Raw genomic sequence first — 14,869 nt, 5'->3', positions numbered from 1 at the left:
GCCGACCGGATCAGCCCTACTTCTTCTTCTTCTCGTTCTTCGTCTCGACGACGTGCGGAGGCCACCACTTGCGCTCCGCGCTCGACCCGCACGTCACGCTCGGGGTCTGCATCGTCTGCTTCTCGGCCACCAGGTTCTTCACGGTATCAAGCCAGTTCGATTCGTTGTTCATACGGCTTCTCCTTTCTGCCGGGTCGGCACTACGAGGGTACTGCGTACAAGACTCTCGAGCCCCGAGCGCAATTGGCGGCGCGCTTCGTCGGGCTCGACGCGCCCGCCGATGACCTCGAGATACGCCCGCTCCATCTCGGGGAACGTGCGACCGTCGCTGAGCTCGAAGATCAACCATGCGTTCAGATCGAGCCAGTGAAGCTTCGGCGCCCCCGGTGAGAACACCATCAGGCACTCGCCCTGTGTCGCGGGGCGCGCCCGCAGGCCGGGGACCTTCTGGTATGCGGCCCGCTCGGGATCGCCCGCGCTCCCCACGGCCTCTTCGCCGAAGACCTCGCGGTCGACGGGCGCGAGGGACTCGCCCAGCCAACGCACGAAATCCCGCCCTTGCGGCGTGAGAAGATGCGACCAGGTCGTCTGAAGCTGCTCTCCGAGGTAGCGCGCCCGATCGATCGATCGCCCGAAGCGAGACCCGCCACCATTGTTCACCACCGACATCGCGTGCGGGCGCGTGGCGTATGCCGACGGGTCGCCGAAGCGCTCGGTCAGAGCACGATCCACCGAGAGCGCGGCCGCCTTGAAGAGCGAGAGGTGAACGTACACGTGGTAGGCGAACACCGTGCGGACGATGGACCAGCGGATGTTGCGCCAGGGGACCTGGATCGTCTCGGCCGGCGCGGCCGCGACCGAGACCGAGCGGGTGGCATCGAAGAGCTTCATATGGAGCCCCTCGTGCAACAGGCTCCCGGCGATGTCCCAGGGATTGCCGAGGTCGTCGAGCGACAGGAAGATCGTCGAAGGCGTCAGATCTCCCCCGGCGGCCGACAGCACGGTGCCCCCTTCGAGCCGAGCGCTGAGCAGCGCGATGGCCTCGATGTGCGTCAGCGCGGCCGCGCCCGAGTGCGGCAGGAGCATCGAGAGCAGCTCGATGGAGTCATCGATCTTCCGCTGGGCGGAAGCCTCCGGGCTCAGCAGCGTCCCTCTGCTCTTGGGGTTCTCCCCGAAGATGCCGTCGAACGCCGAATGGAGCGCCTGGGCGTAGGGGTCGGAGGGCCGGGCCACGTCCCACAACCACTTCGGCACCTTCGAGCCAACGCGCAGCCGCGACGGCATCCGCGATTCGCACAGGCCCAGGGGAAGCACCTCGAGCGCCCCGGGCAGCAGCTCTTCGAGCGGGTGGGGCGCCATCAGACGGCCGGCCTCGAGCTCGGAGAATCCCCGCTCGAGCATCAGCCGGACCAGCGGGTCGAAGAAGATGCGGCGCGCGTCGGCATCGCCGAGTTTCTCCACGGTGGCCACGGCGCGCGCGAGTGATGGCAGCCGCTCGGCGAACAGCTCGAGACCGAAGCGATAGCGAGCCAGCACCTTCGCGAGAATCCTCGGCGAGTCCCCGAAAAAGGGGTGCTCCGACAACGCCCGATCCGCCGCGTGCACGGCGCCCGAAAGGTTCATCATGGCGACACTCCTTTCGATACATGGGCCCCTTCGGGGACCCGGTCGATCATTCCGCTCGACGTGAGCCCCTCGAGGGTGGGGGCGAGCTGCGCCCAGGCGTGCTCGGCTCCGAGCCCCAGTGAGGTGGCGTACGCTGAGAGCAGCTCTTCTTCCGTCTTGCCGTCGCAGAGCTCGAACGCGAGCCAGGCCGGGAGATTCAAGGTGACGATCTTCTGCGAGCCCGGCTCCAGGGCGAACAGCACTTCGGAGGACGGCGAGCGGCGCAGGGAGATGCCCTGACCTTGCCGATATCGCGCGGAGGAAGGTGCCCGGCCAGGAGCGGTCGGCACATCGGCGGCGTGCTCGGCACGGGCCTCGGACCGGTCACCGCCGATTGCCTCGAGGGGACGGATTGTCTCCCAGAGCCACGAGACCAGCTTGCGCCCGTACGACGTCACCCTCGGAGCCAAGGCCCCCGCCAGCTGCTCATGCAGGAAATGGAGCCGCGCCTCTGCCCGGGAGAAGGGCGACCTGGAGTCGTTATTCACCACCGACATCGCGTGCGCTGGCGCGTCATAGTCGTGAGGCGCGCCGAACTCGGCGTAGCACGAGGGCCCGAGGTGCTGCACGGCGGCGCGAAACACCTGCATGTGCGCGTACGCGTGATAGGCGAAGACGCAGTTCGAGAGCGCCGTCTTCCGCCTCCACGGCAGCTCGACAGGTCCATCGTCCGTCACGATGGCAACTGTGCGAATCAGGTCAGAGAGCTTGAGGTGGATCCCTTCGTGCAGGATGTGACCGGCCGTGTCCCAGGGGTTCTCCAGCTCGTCGGGGTCGATGAAAATCATGCAAGGGGTGCCGTCGCCCCCGGAGCCCGTGAGCAGCCGGCCTCGCGGGCTGCGGATATTCGCGACGGCGATGGAGTGAAGGTGCCGGAAGATGCTGTCCGCCATCGTCGGCACGAGCCGGTAAAGCAGGGCACACGCGCGCTCGAGCCCTTCGACCATGCGCGGCGTCGGGCGGATGATCTCGACACTGCTCTCGGCGCCCGGCATGAACCCCGTGCGAATGCTCTCGCGCAGCTTGTCGCCCACGCGCGTTGGCTCGTCCGGAAGATCCCACACCCAGCTCCTGCGGGCCGGCCCCACGACGAAGTCGCGCCCCATCGCCCTCCGTGCGATGCCCATGCCCCGGTCTTTCGCGATCGAGGCGAGCGCTTCACCGAGCATCCAGCGGAGCGACTCACTCGATGCAGCGACCGGTCCTGACGTCTCGAGACGGCTGATCGCGGCCTCCAGCTCCGCGCGTACCAGCAGGTCGCCGAAAACGACATCCACCGAGTCGGCGTCCAGCCTTTCGACGCGGCCCAAGAGCTCGCGGAGCCCATCGTCCTGCCGCGCCAGCACCTCCAGGGCAAACTTGTAGCGTTCGATGACGCGCCCCACCACCTTCGACGAGTCCCCGAACGGGTCGTGATGCTGAAGCCGCTCGTCGAGTTGCCGGATCTCATCCTGTCGCATGCTGTTCTCCCCAAAAGATGAAATCATCGAGAGCTGCCAGCCCCGCCAATCCACGAAGCCAGCAGCAAGGGATGAAAGAGGGTGAATAGGGCCGCGAGCTCTCCAAGGAGAGCGTCGACGACATCGCACCCGGAAACACCCTCCCGAGATGACGCACGCCGCTGCTCAACATCCTGAGAGGTTGCTGAGACGGGACGAGAAGGTGCGGAAGGCCCTGTTTGCCCGGTGAGTCTGAGCCGGGCACATGGGCGGGGGCGGTGAGCGACCATGGGGGACGGTCACCGCCCGGACACACACAACGCTTTCTATCTTGATTGAGTGCGTGGGCGCCGTTTGTGACTCTGCTGGCAGCCCTCGAAAATCAGCTCAATCAAAGTCGGCAATACACCGAGCAGGCATGCGGGTGATGCCAAAGGGCAGACCCGTCATGGCCCTCCAGGAGGCGTGTTACCAGATGCAGGCGGGGGTACCCGAACTCAGCGGGAAGACGGAGAGCGCGCCGTCCGGAACCACACCGTCTGCGGGCGAGGTGGTGACGCCCCTGCGCATCGTGGCGGAGGTGCTGCTGCCGTACCCCACCGTATACACGGTGCTGCTTGAGCGCTCGCGGAGGTTCACTCCGCACCACGCCTGGTAGGTGATGCTGGCCAGCGTTCCGAGGGGAATCGCCTTCACGTTCGCATAGCCGCCGAAGTAGTTGAGGTCCGCCTCGTTGGTGATGGGGAACCGGGCGCCGGCAATCCAGAGGTAGACTTGGCTGGTGGATCGCTCCTGCACCAGGATCGTGTTCGAGTAGTTGTAGAAGGCGGGATCCCAGCCATACGGGATGACGGTGATGGTTCTCCAGTCGTCCCAGTAGCCCAGCTCGGTGGGGTTTGGGATCCACCAGAACATGTTGCCCACCACGACGTAGATCTTGTTCTCGTGATAGGGACGGATCAGCGTGCCGTCCCGCGGAATCGTCGTGACGGAGTCGATGGTGGCCTGCGGCAGCGCCACCGTGGTGACTCCAGGGAATGCGCTCAGTTGGGACGGAGGGATGTAGAACTTCGCGCCACCCGCCACCATATAGCGATGGCCATGCTCGATGCTGAGCAGGACGTAGCCGTCGGGGACGATCGTATAGTCGGCAAGGGCCTGAACGCCGAAGAGGCTCAGGCCCAGGGCGAGCCAGCGGGGGAGGAAGGCGAGGAGTGAGGAAATGCGCACGGGGTTCTCCGTTTTAAGGTGGGACTGCGGCGGCCACCCTAGGAGCCTGTCGGAATACCTCGGCTACCCACTACATGAGGGGTAGTGCGACTCAAACACACCGCTATGGTTGGTATGTAGGAGTCGTTTTTCGGCGATTCTCCGACAAGCTCCTAGGGCGCATGCGTGATGAGAGCGTGACGGCGGTCTCGTTCTCTCGCTCCGGCCACCCTCGGCTGCCAGAAGGGTGTCAGACGATTCGTGGGGCGACTCGGAGAGCGCGGGCGCTCGAAACGAGTTCTGCTACCCGCCCGTGCCAAGAGCCAGCGAGGAGATGCTCGCGATGAAGGGCGCGAACACGGCGAGACCCTGCTGGAACTCCTGGAGCGCGGAGCCTTGCAGGCCGAGCTGGTTGCGGACGGCCTGCTGCTCCTCCAGCCGCTGCTTCCAGGTGGGGTGCGCTCCGAGGGATTGCCAGACGAGCCGGTCCGCGAGCGCCTGGCCCACGCCCTTCAGGGTGTTGTGGGCCGGCATGTAGAGGCTGGCGATGAGCGCGGTGTAGTAGAGGCCGTAGCTCATGATGGGCGCTGTCGGGAGCGGCTCGGCGGAGAAGGCAATGGCCATGTTGATGAGGTTGCGGAATGCGCCCACGCTCAGGATGGAGATGCCGAGGTGGGCGGCGGCGAGGTTCAGGAACCGTCTCAATTGAGATTGCTGGCGCTGATACCACAGCACTTCTTCATCCAGGCTCTCCGAGCCGAGGGGTTCTCCGAGGTACTGGTACTTCGGCAGGCGGCCGAGGAGTTGGAGGTGGATACCCACCAGGGCGGAGAAGAGCAGTGCCGGGGTCAACAGCCCCAGGATGCTCATGCTGAGCCACTTCGAGAAGAAGTTCGGGTCCAGGGGCAGGAGGAGCGCGGCTACGAGCGAGTCCTCCCGCAGGGTGAGGAGCTGGGCCAGGAGTGGGAGGGCGAGCAGGAGCAAGAGGGGGGCGAGGCAGAGCATGAGCGCCATCCACCCACTCCGCGTGCGAGGCCAGGCGGAGCGGTTGCGCTCCAAGTCGCCGTACAGGAGGAAGATGGAGATGATCCAGATCGTGGGCGTGAGCGAGACGAGCATGTTCCAGAACTGCGCGCGGCTCGAGTGCAGGTAGGCCAGACCCTGGAGGCCGGTCTTCTGCAGCGTGAAGTGCGCCGTCACGAAGGTCAGGCCGCCAAGAATGAAGAGGGCGAGTGGCGAGCGGAAGACAAGCGAGAAGGCTGCCTGCCCGTCCCGCCAGAAGGAGCGGGGCCTGTCCTCCCGTGAAGGACCCGAAGCGGGAAGAGACCCGTGACGCGGCTGCGACATGAAAGCCCCACTTTCGTGACTTACACGAGGATGCCCAAGAACAGGCTTCCGGGCACGTCCATGACTCCCGGCCCTGCTTCTTCGGAGACACTGCTTTTCTGAGGGCCTTGCACCCGGCGGGCTGACGTCTTAACTCTCTCTGAAGCTGGGTGATGGCACCCGGTGCGAGCCGTTGGTACGACCGGCTCCGTCGGTGTGGTCGGTTGGCGGGGGCGAAAGGTGAGCGGGATGTCATCGCACACGTCGGTCAGGGCGCGCGCGCCGCGCGCCGGTTCGTTGCTGCTCGTTGTGGGGGTGTCCGCCGCCTGCGTGCCGCCGGTCAACCCGGGCAACCCGGGCAACCCGGGCAACCCGATCGACGCGCCGTTCGCCGCCGCCGCCGTCACCCGCGACGGCGACGAGACGTTCGCCCTGTCGAACGCCGAGGGCACGGTCACGGTGACCGGCCCGGCGACCCATGTCGGGGGCAACACGCGCGTCGTCTTCTGGCACACGAACGTGGCGCCGTCGCTCGACCATCAGTCGTGCGCCACGTGGACGTCGCAGTCGGACGGCCGCAACCAGCAGGGCGCCGCCCTGCGCATCCAGGTGACCGAGACCGGCACCCGGGCCATCACCGTCACGAAGAACGTGTTCGCCGGCGTCAATTGGACCTTCAACGTGCACCTGTGGGACACTGCGGCGACGCCCGGCGTGCGCCCCACCCTCTACCAGCTCGAGCTGGCGGATACCTTCGTGCGCGACGGTGCGCTCGTGCCGCTGCCGTGGCGGATGTGCGCCCGGGCCATCGGGTCGCGGGTCGAGTTCGTGGTGTGGCCCCTGCCGGGCAACCAGCCGGCCTGGAACGACCCCGCCTACGGCGGCGGCGTCGAACTGCCGGCGGACTGGATGAACGTCGGCTACCCCGGTTGGTACGCCGGACACCTCGAGCCGGGCGAGCACCTGACCTTCAACGAGCTCACACCCAGCCCCTGACCGCTTGCGGGCCCCGCGCCGACCTCTTCGGTTGGCCTGAAGTCCCCGGGGAGGCGCCGAGGGGGAGAGGAAGGCCGCTGACGGGTGGCGCCAGGGCTGCGCGCCGGGCCGGTGGAGAGGAGGTGCAGCCTGCTTCAGGCACACGCCGGCCCAAGCGGCCCACCCAGCAGGGGGCGGCAGGGGTAGCCCCTGCGCTTTAGCCAATCTCGGACTCGACGTGGGCAGTCCCAGGTGCTCCACAATGGCGCGTACCCCACCGGGTGCCGTCACGTACGCCAATACGACGAGGTTCTCGTGGCCTGCCGGAGCGCGGGCTTCGAGCCCATCCTCGGACACGAGGCACCGCAACGCTCCTCCATCGCACCCCTCATCGCCGCCGGACTCGGAGTGTCCGTCGTCCCCGCCTCGCTCGCCCAGGTTCGCGTCCCCGGCGTCACCTGATGTCCCGGTTGCTGAAGCGGCGGCTGCGCCAATCCATGATGGGTCGCCTGCGTGGGCAGACGGGAGAGCCGTGTATCGGTTTTCTCAAAGATTTATCTTTGGGGAATCTCGGATGAGCGCGTGCCGCGAGCCGTTTAGGGCTTCACCGTTGCGAGGATGACGCGGCAGATTCGGTTCTTTTGAGTCCGACAGGAGACCGAGACCGTCATGGGGATCGAAGAGCGCAGGGCCATCAGCAGGTTCCAGGAAACCAACTACCGCGAGCTGCGGAAGCAGATCGACCAGGCAGCACGGTTCGAGGTGCCCGTCGAGGTCGAGTGGAACACCCTCGCTCAGGAAGGTGCCGCTTCCGATTACGAGGTGTGTTGGACGAAGGTGTACTTCGAGCCGCTCATCGGAGCGTTGGAGGCCATCGCCTCGGACGAGCTGGGCCGCCGGATGCTGCGGAGCACGCTCAAGAGCGTGGTCATCCGCAACACCATTGGCGCGGTCTACGGCGAGACGATGGTCCAGTTCCGCAACGGGGTGCTCACGCTCGACCACGAGCCGCTCACCAACGTGGACGAGGTCTGGGACCGGCGTGAGGCGATGAAGAAGGCCCTGTCGGCCACGCAGGAGGAGGAGGAGGTAGGCAATCCTCTCGAGGCCTTCCTGTCGTGGAAGGCGTTTGGTGTCGAGGCCCTGCTGCAACTGATGCAGCGGATGACCTTGCGGCAGCGGGCGGGTATTCCCATCTTCGTTCCGAGGATGTCGCTCCTCTTGCGCAACGGGCGGGAGGTCTCCGGCTTCTTGTGGGACATTCCCGAGAGCCGGGAAGGCCGGGTCGTGCTGCTGCTGGATGGCCGGGAGCGTGGCGGTTCCGAGGGGAACATGACGTTCGTTCCCGTGGGGCACATCGAGACCGTGACGGTGCATGACGTGACCTCGTTCGGGGTCGTGTCGCGCGATCAGTGCGAGACGCCCTCGCTGCTCCAATTCATGCGCCGGCTCGTCGAGCTGGAAGCGGAGCTGAGCGGCGTGTTGGAGACGTCCCTCACGGTGGAGCTCGCTCCGGGCATGACGCCGACGACGGCCGGGGAGATGCGGGCGCTCGGGTTCCTGGCGGACCGGTCGCGTGAGGTGTTGGTGGCGCTGGCTCGGGACAAGGTGGGCCAGGCGTCGCTGAACGAGAAGGTTCAGCACATCCACCTGCGCGTGGGCGACAAGTCCCAGGTTCTCCTCACGGGCTCTACGCTGGAATTGACCATCAGCCGCACCCTCGTGGAGTGGTTCACCCGTGAGGAGCTGGAGACGGCCGTCCGGGCCGCGCTGTAGGGCAGGGGAGCGCTGAGGGCGGTGTAGCCGCCTCCCGCCCCCCTGGCTGCCCGGGGGGGCACCTGGCTCGAACGAAAAGCTGAAACCGGAGCGCGGCTGCTGCGTATCCAAGGGAAGAGCGCCCGCGCTGGGCGCGCCTGGAGGCCCGAGTCCATGTCTTCTTCCCTTGTCTCTCCCCGTGTCCGTCCCGCTTCGGCGAGGGGGGCACGTCAGCTGCTGCCCGTGGCCTTGGCTCTGCTCATGGTGGCAGGGGCGTGCACCGAGGCCCGGGGGGCGCCGCCGGACGCGAAACCCTCCCGGAGCGAGGCCGCGCAGGTAAAGTCCGCGAGCGTCGAGGAGGCCACCACGGAGACGGCGTACCTGGCGGGCGGGTGCTTCTGGGGGATGGAGGATCTGCTGCGCAAGATTCCGGGCGTCATCAGCACGGACGTGGGCTACACGGGCGGCTCGTCGGTGTTCGCGAACCCCACCTACGAGGACGTGAGCACGGGCAAGACGGGCAACGCGGAGGCGGTGCGCGTCGTCTTCAACCCGAAGCTGCTGACGTACGAGGCGCTGCTGGAGAAGTGGTTCTTCCGCATGCACGACCCGACGACGCTCAATCGCCAGGGCAACGACGTGGGCACGCAGTACCGCTCGGCCATCTTCTACCTGTCGGACGAGCAACGCCGGACCGCCGAGGCGGTGAAGGCCCGGGTGAACGCGTCGGGCAAGTGGCCGCGCCCGGTGGTCACGCAGATCGTCGCCGCGGGTAGGTTCACCCCCGCCGAGGACTACCACCAGGACTACCTGGTGAAGAACCCGGGCGGCTACACCTGCCATTACATGCGGGACTGAACGCTCAGGTTGCCCTTGACGCGATGAGGGCGATGTTGCGGGGGGAGAGGCGCGGTTCGAAGACCTGCAGGAGCTCGACCTGAAAGCCCATCTCTTCGAGGAGGAGCGCGCGATCGAGCAGAATCACGAGCTCCAGCGCCCTCGCGAAGCGATCCCTCAGCAGATGACAGAGGAAGATGCGCCTCGTCTCGGGGCGAGCGGACGATTCAAAGGAATTCAGCTCGGCTTCCGTCATACCGACATCGAGTTGCAGGCGCTCCAGACGATCACGCGCATAGACAGCGAAACTCCCGGCATAGAGCGTCTTGGGTGCGTCCCCCGCCCGCACGAAGCCGAGCGCGGGAAACTTTCGCCTCAGCAGGAGATGGAGCGCGAACCGTTGCGCGTTGACGCGTTTCATCAGCGCGAACTCTTCCTCGGTCTTGTGGTGTCGTCCACGCGTCGCCAGGAACAGGGCACGTCGGGTGATGGGAAGCGCCTGGGCCTTCCCGAAGCGGGAGACAGGGTAGTCCCGTGCGGCATCCATCTGGTCGTAGCAGCAGCCAAAGTTCAGGAGGAGCCCTGCCTTCTGGCTCTTGCGAAGCTGCGTCAGCGCGAGCGACCCGCAGGTGTGTAGGCCAATCGAGACCCGGTCCTGACCGGAGAAGAGCGGATCAATCTCACCCTGCGGCCCGTCTTCGACGGAGGAGTGGATGAAAGACAGCTTTTCTCGTGGCAGGGTCCGGGCCCTTCGCAGCCAGTCTCGGCCTTTCTCCTGCAAAGCAGCATCACGATCGATGCTGTGGAAGGTCCAATCGAACGTCCTGACACAGAGACGAGCGAGATGTCCCATGCCGCCACCGATGTCGACCGCCTGATGAATCGCCTTGGCTCTCGGTCCGAGCAGGGAGAGGACCCTTTCGATCTCATGGACTTTCTTGGCATTGAGTCCCTGCGCGTCCGCGGTCGTCAGAGGTTGAACGCCTTCATGCCAGGGCAGCGCTGTCAGTTCACGAAGGCCGAGCACGAGCGAATGCAGCGACCGGGGAGGCTCACCTGGAAGCTCCCCATCATCCAGCATCCTTTCGCCCGCTTCGTCGAGTGATTCAGCGTAGGGCAGCCAGGACTCGGGATAATCGGCTCCGGATTGCGGCCAGTTCTGGAGGATGGAACGTGACCAGAGCTCAGACCACGGCCCGAGCAGGTCGGTGAGCGCTTTCAGTCGCTCTTGAAAGTTCATCGCAGCCCACGCTACGGGGTGACAGGAAATCGCAGGTAGGACTGGTAGGTGTAATCGATTCCACTGCCCCCGCCGAGTCCGGCGATCCCCAGAACGCTCTCGCGTTCGATCATGAGGGTCTCCATGAAGGTTTCCGTCGGGCGGGTGATGCTCGCCCCCGGAATCGTGTGGCTGCCCGAGTCGCTCAAGTTTTTTGACTCATATTCCTGTCTGAACATGCTGACACGCGCGGCGACATAGCGAGGGCCGCTGGGCGACCAGGTGACCGTGAAGTCCTTGCCCACGGCGGCCGTCGCAGGAGCCGTGATGGCGTGGGGGGCCATCACGTCGCGCGGCTTGAGCACGAGCCGGTTCACCGAGTTCCCCGCCCCGGCCTCGATGTTGAACTCATAGGTCGAGGCGAGAGGCACGTCGGATGCGAAGTCGGACTCGTGCCCGTCATGCGCCGGCACCATGGGAACCGGCACGCCGTCCGCGAGAACCTCGGCGCGGGTGAGGGGAATGTTGGTGGTGCCCCTGAGCGCGATCACATTGATGTCGCCATCACCCAGCACAGCCTGGCTCGGCTCGTTCTCCTGGCTCTTCGGTTCGAAGTAGATGATGAGCCGGAAATTGCCGGCCGCGAACTCGCCCGTGAGGTCCGCCGACAGCTTCGGAGCGCTGTCTCCCGGAGGGAGGGTGGTGCCACCGTCCGGGGTGCCGCCCGGGTTTTCCTTTCCACCGCACCCCGTCAAGAGGAGCGTCAAAGCAACACCGGTTGAAACCACCTGGGTACGAAGTCCGCAGCCGATCGCGTGTAGCGCCATCAAGAACCCCCTGTTGATGAGCAGACACGTTACCCGGGCCCATTCCCGTCATGAAATGGGGCCTCCTTGCGCCCGATGATGGGTCCCCTGGCCCACGGGCAGCCGCGCGGAGGAAGCGGGCTTCGTGGGCACGCGGCCAAGGAGTAGAGCGGCGGCTCTCTCGGCAATCATGCCTGCGGGAATGTGTCAAAGGACTCGTAACTTCGACCTTACCCAGAATTCTGAAGCCCGGCGTCGCGCCTCGGGACGTTTCTTTCCTCGCCGGGGTGCCTCCGGCCGCCCCTCTAGCTATACGGCATGACTGTTAGAGGCTGTTGAACTGGGCGGACTGATCGCTCCGAACAATGGCCCACTGTTCGCGGTCGGGGCACGAAGTGCATGCGCCTGATGCCGCACGCACCCGTACCGACCACCACGCTGGTGGACGACTCCTGCTCTGCCGCTGCCGCCACGTCCGCTGCCGCACCACCTCCTGGTTACCGTCCAGAAAGGTAGGGTCGTGGATATGACCGGGCAAGTTGTGCCCTCGGGGAGGCGTCCTTACCTCAAGAGGCATGAGCGACCTTCCCATGCCCGCCAGGAAGCCGTACCCCACCGACCTCAACGACGAGCAGTGGGCGTTGGTGGAGCCCTTTGTCCGGGCCAGCGAGTGCGGACCCCAGGAGGTGCTGCATCCGCGTCGGGAGGTGGTGAACGCCATCCTCTACATCACCCACACGGGGGCGCAGTGGCGCTACATGCCGCACGACCTGCCGGACTGGCAGCTCGTCTACCACTACTTCGACCTGTGGAAGAAGAACGGAACCCTCAAACGGATACACGACGCGCTGAGAGTCAAGGTGCGCAAGAAGGCCGGCCGAAAGGCACAACCCACCGCGAGCATCCTCGACAGCCAGAGCGTGAAGACAACGGAAGAGGCGGAAACGAAGGGCTACGACGCAGGCAAGAAGGTAAAGGGGCGCAAGCGCCACCTGCTTGTGGACACGTTGGGCCTGGTGCTGGTGGCGTGGATATCGACGGCGGATGTGCAGGACAGGGATGCGGTCCAAGCCGTGCTCCCCATGGCTGCGCAGGAGTACCCCATGCTCCAGAAGACGTGGGCAGACGGAGCCTACCAGGGGGAACAGGTGGAGAAGGTGGCCAAGGAGAGTGGCATCAACCTCGAGGTGGTGAAACGCTCGGACAAGGACAGAGGCTTCGTCGTGCAGGCCAAGCGCTGGATTGGCGAGCGCACCTTCGGCTGGCTCAATCGCGAGAGACGTCTGTCCAAGGACTACGAGCGCAAGGAGGAGTCTTCCGAAGCTTTCATCCACCTGGGCATGATAAAGCTCATGCTACGCCGGCTTGCCTGACCGCCCCTGTTCAACACCCTCTTAGCACCGAAATGTAAGTGATTGACTCGAAATCCGAGTGTCATTTCTTGCGGCAAGGGCGAGGCATTCTCGGGCAAGCTCTCCAGTTACCGTGGTGAGCTTGCTTCTCCTTCCGTTTTCTCCCCTGCGTCGTGTGGCCCCGACACCTGCTGTGTCGCTGCGAGGCCCGGACGCTGCTCCTTCCCGAGCCCTTACGCGTAAGGGCGTCCGCCCCGGCCTCCTCGCAGGCACGTGCGCGCGCTCTTCTGCGCAGCGTCGTGCAGTTGCTCGAGGCAACGTGGTGCGTGGTGTCGGCAACACGGCTCCCGCACCGGGGGCTGATCACTACCCGCCATTGACGTTGAGCGCGGCGATCCCATCTTCGGGGACAGCCTGCACCGCATTACCGAATGAGTGGGGTGGAGCGCTCTGAGTAACGAGTTTGCTGCACGGCAAACCGGGCCAGAGGGCCTGAAGCCGAGAAGGAGGTGCTGCCGAAGGAGACGGGAAAGAGAAAGGGCCGAGCCCGCCAAGGCCCAGCCCTCAATCCGGGAGACAGTGCTGCGCCAACAGCCCTGACTCCCTTCACTGCTGGAACGAGGCTGTTGGGCCACGATCCTGTCCGGCTAGGGACACAGGAAACGTAGGCACCACCGGCGCACGAGTCCAGCGTCGGGAGAGGTGTGCCTCGCGAGAAGTCCATCGCCGAGCGTTTCGACGCTTACGTGGAGACGGTGGGCGGGCGGCTCTACAAGCCGTGCCGCCGCTTCCTGCGTGAGGCCCTCTTCGGACTGGTGGAGAACCGGAGCGTCCTCCTCTCCCAAATCGGCCGGGCCCTGGACGAGCCGCGCCGCCTCATCCACACCGAGAAGCGCCTCTCTCGCAACCTGGGTAGCGAGAGGTACGACGACGCGGCGGTGGAGGCGGACTACCTGCGCCTGGTCGCCCCCATCCTCCGGGACGAGCGCTACCCGCGGCCCGTCATTGCGGTGGACCTCACCGACATCGCCAAGTCGCGTGCCCGGAAAATGCCCTACCTCTACAAGGTCCACGACGGCTCCAGGGACGAGATCGTCACCGGCTACCAGATTGTCTCCGTGGAGGCCGTGGGCGTGCGCGGCCGGCGCCTGCCGCTCCTCTCCCGGCTCTTCTCGCAGGCGGCGCCCGACTTCCGGAGCCAGAACGCCAGTGCCTTGGATGCTGTCGCCACCGTCTGCCCGCACGTACCGGACGACGCCTTCTGGGTCTTCGACTCCGGCTTCGACGGGCACATCTTCATGCGGCGCCTCGACGAACTCGCCATCTCCTACGCGGTGCGCCTCAAGGTGAGCAACGACCGCCTCCTCCACACGCCCGAGGGGCAGATGAAGGTGAGCGAGGTGATGGAGCTGCTGCCGCAGCCTCACACCCACCGCATCAAGTTCCACCGCCGCGAGGGCACAGGCTGGAAGAAGAAGGAGCTCCAACTCGGCTTCGTCCGCGACGTACACCTGCCCGAGTACACCTCGGGCGGCCGGCCATCCAAGAAGAAGGTGGGCGAGAGGCGCTACTCCCTCGTCGTCGCCCGCGGCATGGGACTGAAGCCGCTCGTCATCCTCACCACCGAGGACGTGCAGACGAAGGAGGACGCTGGCCGGGTGGTGGACATCTACCTGGAGCGATGGGGCGTGGAGGAGGCCAACCGCTTCACCAAGCAGGGCTTCGACCTGGAGGACGTGCGCGCCCTCACGTGGACGGGGCTCAAGCGCATGGTTCAGCTCGTCCACCTCGCCTACGGCTTCCTCGCCCTGCTGGTGCATGGGCCCCGCAGGCAGGTGGAGCGGATAGCCTCCAGCTTCAAGGCGTTCGGCCCGGTGCCCGAGTACATGTACTACCGGCTGCTCGAGGGCATCGGAACACTTCTGCGGGCCACCATGGATGGTGGGCCGTAAGAACGACTGTGGCCATCCCGAGTTCACCGACCCCTATCCCCCGACTGCAGAGGGCGAGAGCTGCGGGCAACAGAGGGGAGGGACCAAGGGGAGGACCGATTGGTCCGTCACATTCACCTGCAAAGGGGATTTTCCTGCGATCTTCACTCTTGTACGCTGCCCTCGTGACTTGGCCAAGCGACTTCCCCACCGGGTGCCCTCCTGCTGACGCTACTGCTGCGTCTGGCGAGGTCTTTCGCTTGGTCAAGTCCTCGCCCCCAACGAGCGCTGACTTCGTATCGATGTGGGAGATGAATCCTCATCGTCGAGCGAGCTACGAAGAAGATCCGGATCG

At 65.7% G+C, this 14,869-nt stretch carries 13 protein-coding genes; 6 read left to right on the top strand and 7 right to left on the bottom strand.

Annotation, left to right across the window (positions count from 1 at the left end):
* Window positions 1-16: 16 nt before the first annotated feature.
* The 5 genes from OV287_RS54275 to OV287_RS54255 all read right to left on the bottom strand — a co-directional run bounded on the left by OV287_RS54275 (window position 17) and on the right by OV287_RS54255 (window position 5,660).
* Window positions 17-172 carry a hypothetical protein gene (locus OV287_RS54275; RefSeq protein ID WP_267541967.1) on the bottom strand — a complete coding sequence of 52 codons (156 nt, stop codon included), beginning with the start codon at window positions 170-172 and terminating at the stop codon, window positions 17-19.
* A complete protein-coding gene (locus OV287_RS54270) occupies window positions 169-1,626 on the bottom strand; it encodes an aKG-HExxH-type peptide beta-hydroxylase (protein WP_267541966.1) in 1,458 nt (485 codons plus the stop codon). The genes OV287_RS54275 and OV287_RS54270 overlap by 4 nt, the downstream gene beginning before the upstream one ends.
* Entirely contained in the window at window positions 1,623-3,125 is a 1,503-nt protein-coding gene (locus OV287_RS54265) for an aKG-HExxH-type peptide beta-hydroxylase (RefSeq protein WP_267541965.1), read from the bottom strand. The genes OV287_RS54270 and OV287_RS54265 overlap by 4 nt, the downstream gene beginning before the upstream one ends.
* A gap of 447 nt (window positions 3,126-3,572) precedes the next feature.
* Complete coding sequence (locus OV287_RS54260; RefSeq protein WP_267541964.1) at window positions 3,573-4,334, bottom strand: hypothetical protein; 762 nt, start codon at window positions 4,332-4,334, stop codon at window positions 3,573-3,575.
* A gap of 282 nt (window positions 4,335-4,616) precedes the next feature.
* On the bottom strand, window positions 4,617-5,660 hold the full coding sequence (locus tag OV287_RS54255) for a hypothetical protein (RefSeq protein WP_267541963.1): 1,044 nt from the start codon (window positions 5,658-5,660) through the stop codon (window positions 4,617-4,619).
* Window positions 5,661-5,888: 228 nt separating this feature from the next.
* Here OV287_RS54255 and OV287_RS54250 point away from each other — a divergent pair, with 228 nt between their 5' ends.
* From OV287_RS54250 to msrA, 4 genes are all read left to right on the top strand, one after another.
* Entirely contained in the window at window positions 5,889-6,635 is a 747-nt protein-coding gene (locus OV287_RS54250; protein WP_267541962.1) for a hypothetical protein, read from the top strand.
* A gap of 294 nt (window positions 6,636-6,929) precedes the next feature.
* Window positions 6,930-7,076, top strand: a complete 147-nt coding sequence (locus OV287_RS54245; protein WP_267541961.1) for a type 2 periplasmic-binding domain-containing protein — start codon at window positions 6,930-6,932, stop codon at window positions 7,074-7,076.
* Window positions 7,077-7,283: 207 nt separating this feature from the next.
* The gene (locus OV287_RS54240; RefSeq protein ID WP_267541960.1) at window positions 7,284-8,390 is read left to right on the top strand and encodes a hypothetical protein; all 1,107 of its coding nucleotides are present in this window, start codon (window positions 7,284-7,286) and stop codon (window positions 8,388-8,390) included.
* Window positions 8,391-8,543: 153 nt separating this feature from the next.
* A complete protein-coding gene (msrA, locus tag OV287_RS54235) occupies window positions 8,544-9,227 on the top strand; it encodes a peptide-methionine (S)-S-oxide reductase MsrA (RefSeq protein ID WP_267541959.1) in 684 nt (227 codons plus the stop codon).
* 4 nt (window positions 9,228-9,231) lie between these two features.
* Here msrA and OV287_RS54230 read toward each other — a convergent pair whose 3' ends face one another.
* Window positions 9,232-10,446, bottom strand: coding sequence for a methyltransferase (locus OV287_RS54230; RefSeq protein ID WP_267541958.1), 1,215 nt, complete (start codon window positions 10,444-10,446; stop codon window positions 9,232-9,234).
* Between the two features lie 11 nt (window positions 10,447-10,457).
* Window positions 10,458-11,252: a hypothetical protein gene (locus tag OV287_RS54225; protein ID WP_267541957.1), complete on the bottom strand. Its 795-nt coding sequence runs from the start codon at window positions 11,250-11,252 to the stop codon at window positions 10,458-10,460.
* 554 nt (window positions 11,253-11,806) lie between these two features.
* Here OV287_RS54225 and OV287_RS54220 point away from each other — a divergent pair.
* Window positions 11,807-12,604: an IS5 family transposase gene (locus OV287_RS54220; RefSeq protein WP_267534913.1), complete on the top strand. Its 798-nt coding sequence runs from the start codon at window positions 11,807-11,809 to the stop codon at window positions 12,602-12,604.
* Between the two features lie 683 nt (window positions 12,605-13,287).
* The gene (locus OV287_RS54215; protein WP_267541956.1) at window positions 13,288-14,535 is read left to right on the top strand and encodes a transposase; all 1,248 of its coding nucleotides are present in this window, start codon (window positions 13,288-13,290) and stop codon (window positions 14,533-14,535) included.
* Window positions 14,536-14,869: the final 334 nt, after the last annotated feature.

Source organism: Archangium lansingense, assembly GCF_026626635.1.
In the GTDB taxonomy this organism is placed as follows: Bacteria; Myxococcota; Myxococcia; order Myxococcales; family Myxococcaceae; genus Archangium; species Archangium lansingense.
This window is presented reverse-complemented; position numbering and strand designations above follow the sequence as displayed.

Coding starts and splice junctions, on each gene's coding strand:
- OV287_RS54275 (WP_267541967.1), bottom strand. CDS start 172: ATGAACAACGAATCGAACTGGCTTGATACCGTGAAGAACCTGGTGGCC.
- OV287_RS54270 (WP_267541966.1), bottom strand. CDS start 1,626: ATGATGAACCTTTCGGGCGCCGTGCACGCGGCGGATCGGGCGTTGTCG.
- OV287_RS54265 (WP_267541965.1), bottom strand. CDS start 3,125: ATGCGACAGGATGAGATCCGGCAACTCGACGAGCGGCTTCAGCATCAC.
- OV287_RS54255 (WP_267541963.1), bottom strand. CDS start 5,660: ATGTCGCAGCCGCGTCACGGGTCTCTTCCCGCTTCGGGTCCTTCACGG.
- OV287_RS54250 (WP_267541962.1), top strand. CDS start 5,889: ATGTCATCGCACACGTCGGTCAGGGCGCGCGCGCCGCGCGCCGGTTCG.
- OV287_RS54240 (WP_267541960.1), top strand. CDS start 7,284: ATGGGGATCGAAGAGCGCAGGGCCATCAGCAGGTTCCAGGAAACCAAC.
- msrA (WP_267541959.1), top strand. CDS start 8,544: ATGTCTTCTTCCCTTGTCTCTCCCCGTGTCCGTCCCGCTTCGGCGAGG.
- OV287_RS54230 (WP_267541958.1), bottom strand. CDS start 10,446: ATGAACTTTCAAGAGCGACTGAAAGCGCTCACCGACCTGCTCGGGCCG.
- OV287_RS54225 (WP_267541957.1), bottom strand. CDS start 11,252: ATGGCGCTACACGCGATCGGCTGCGGACTTCGTACCCAGGTGGTTTCA.
- OV287_RS54220 (WP_267534913.1), top strand. CDS start 11,807: ATGAGCGACCTTCCCATGCCCGCCAGGAAGCCGTACCCCACCGACCTC.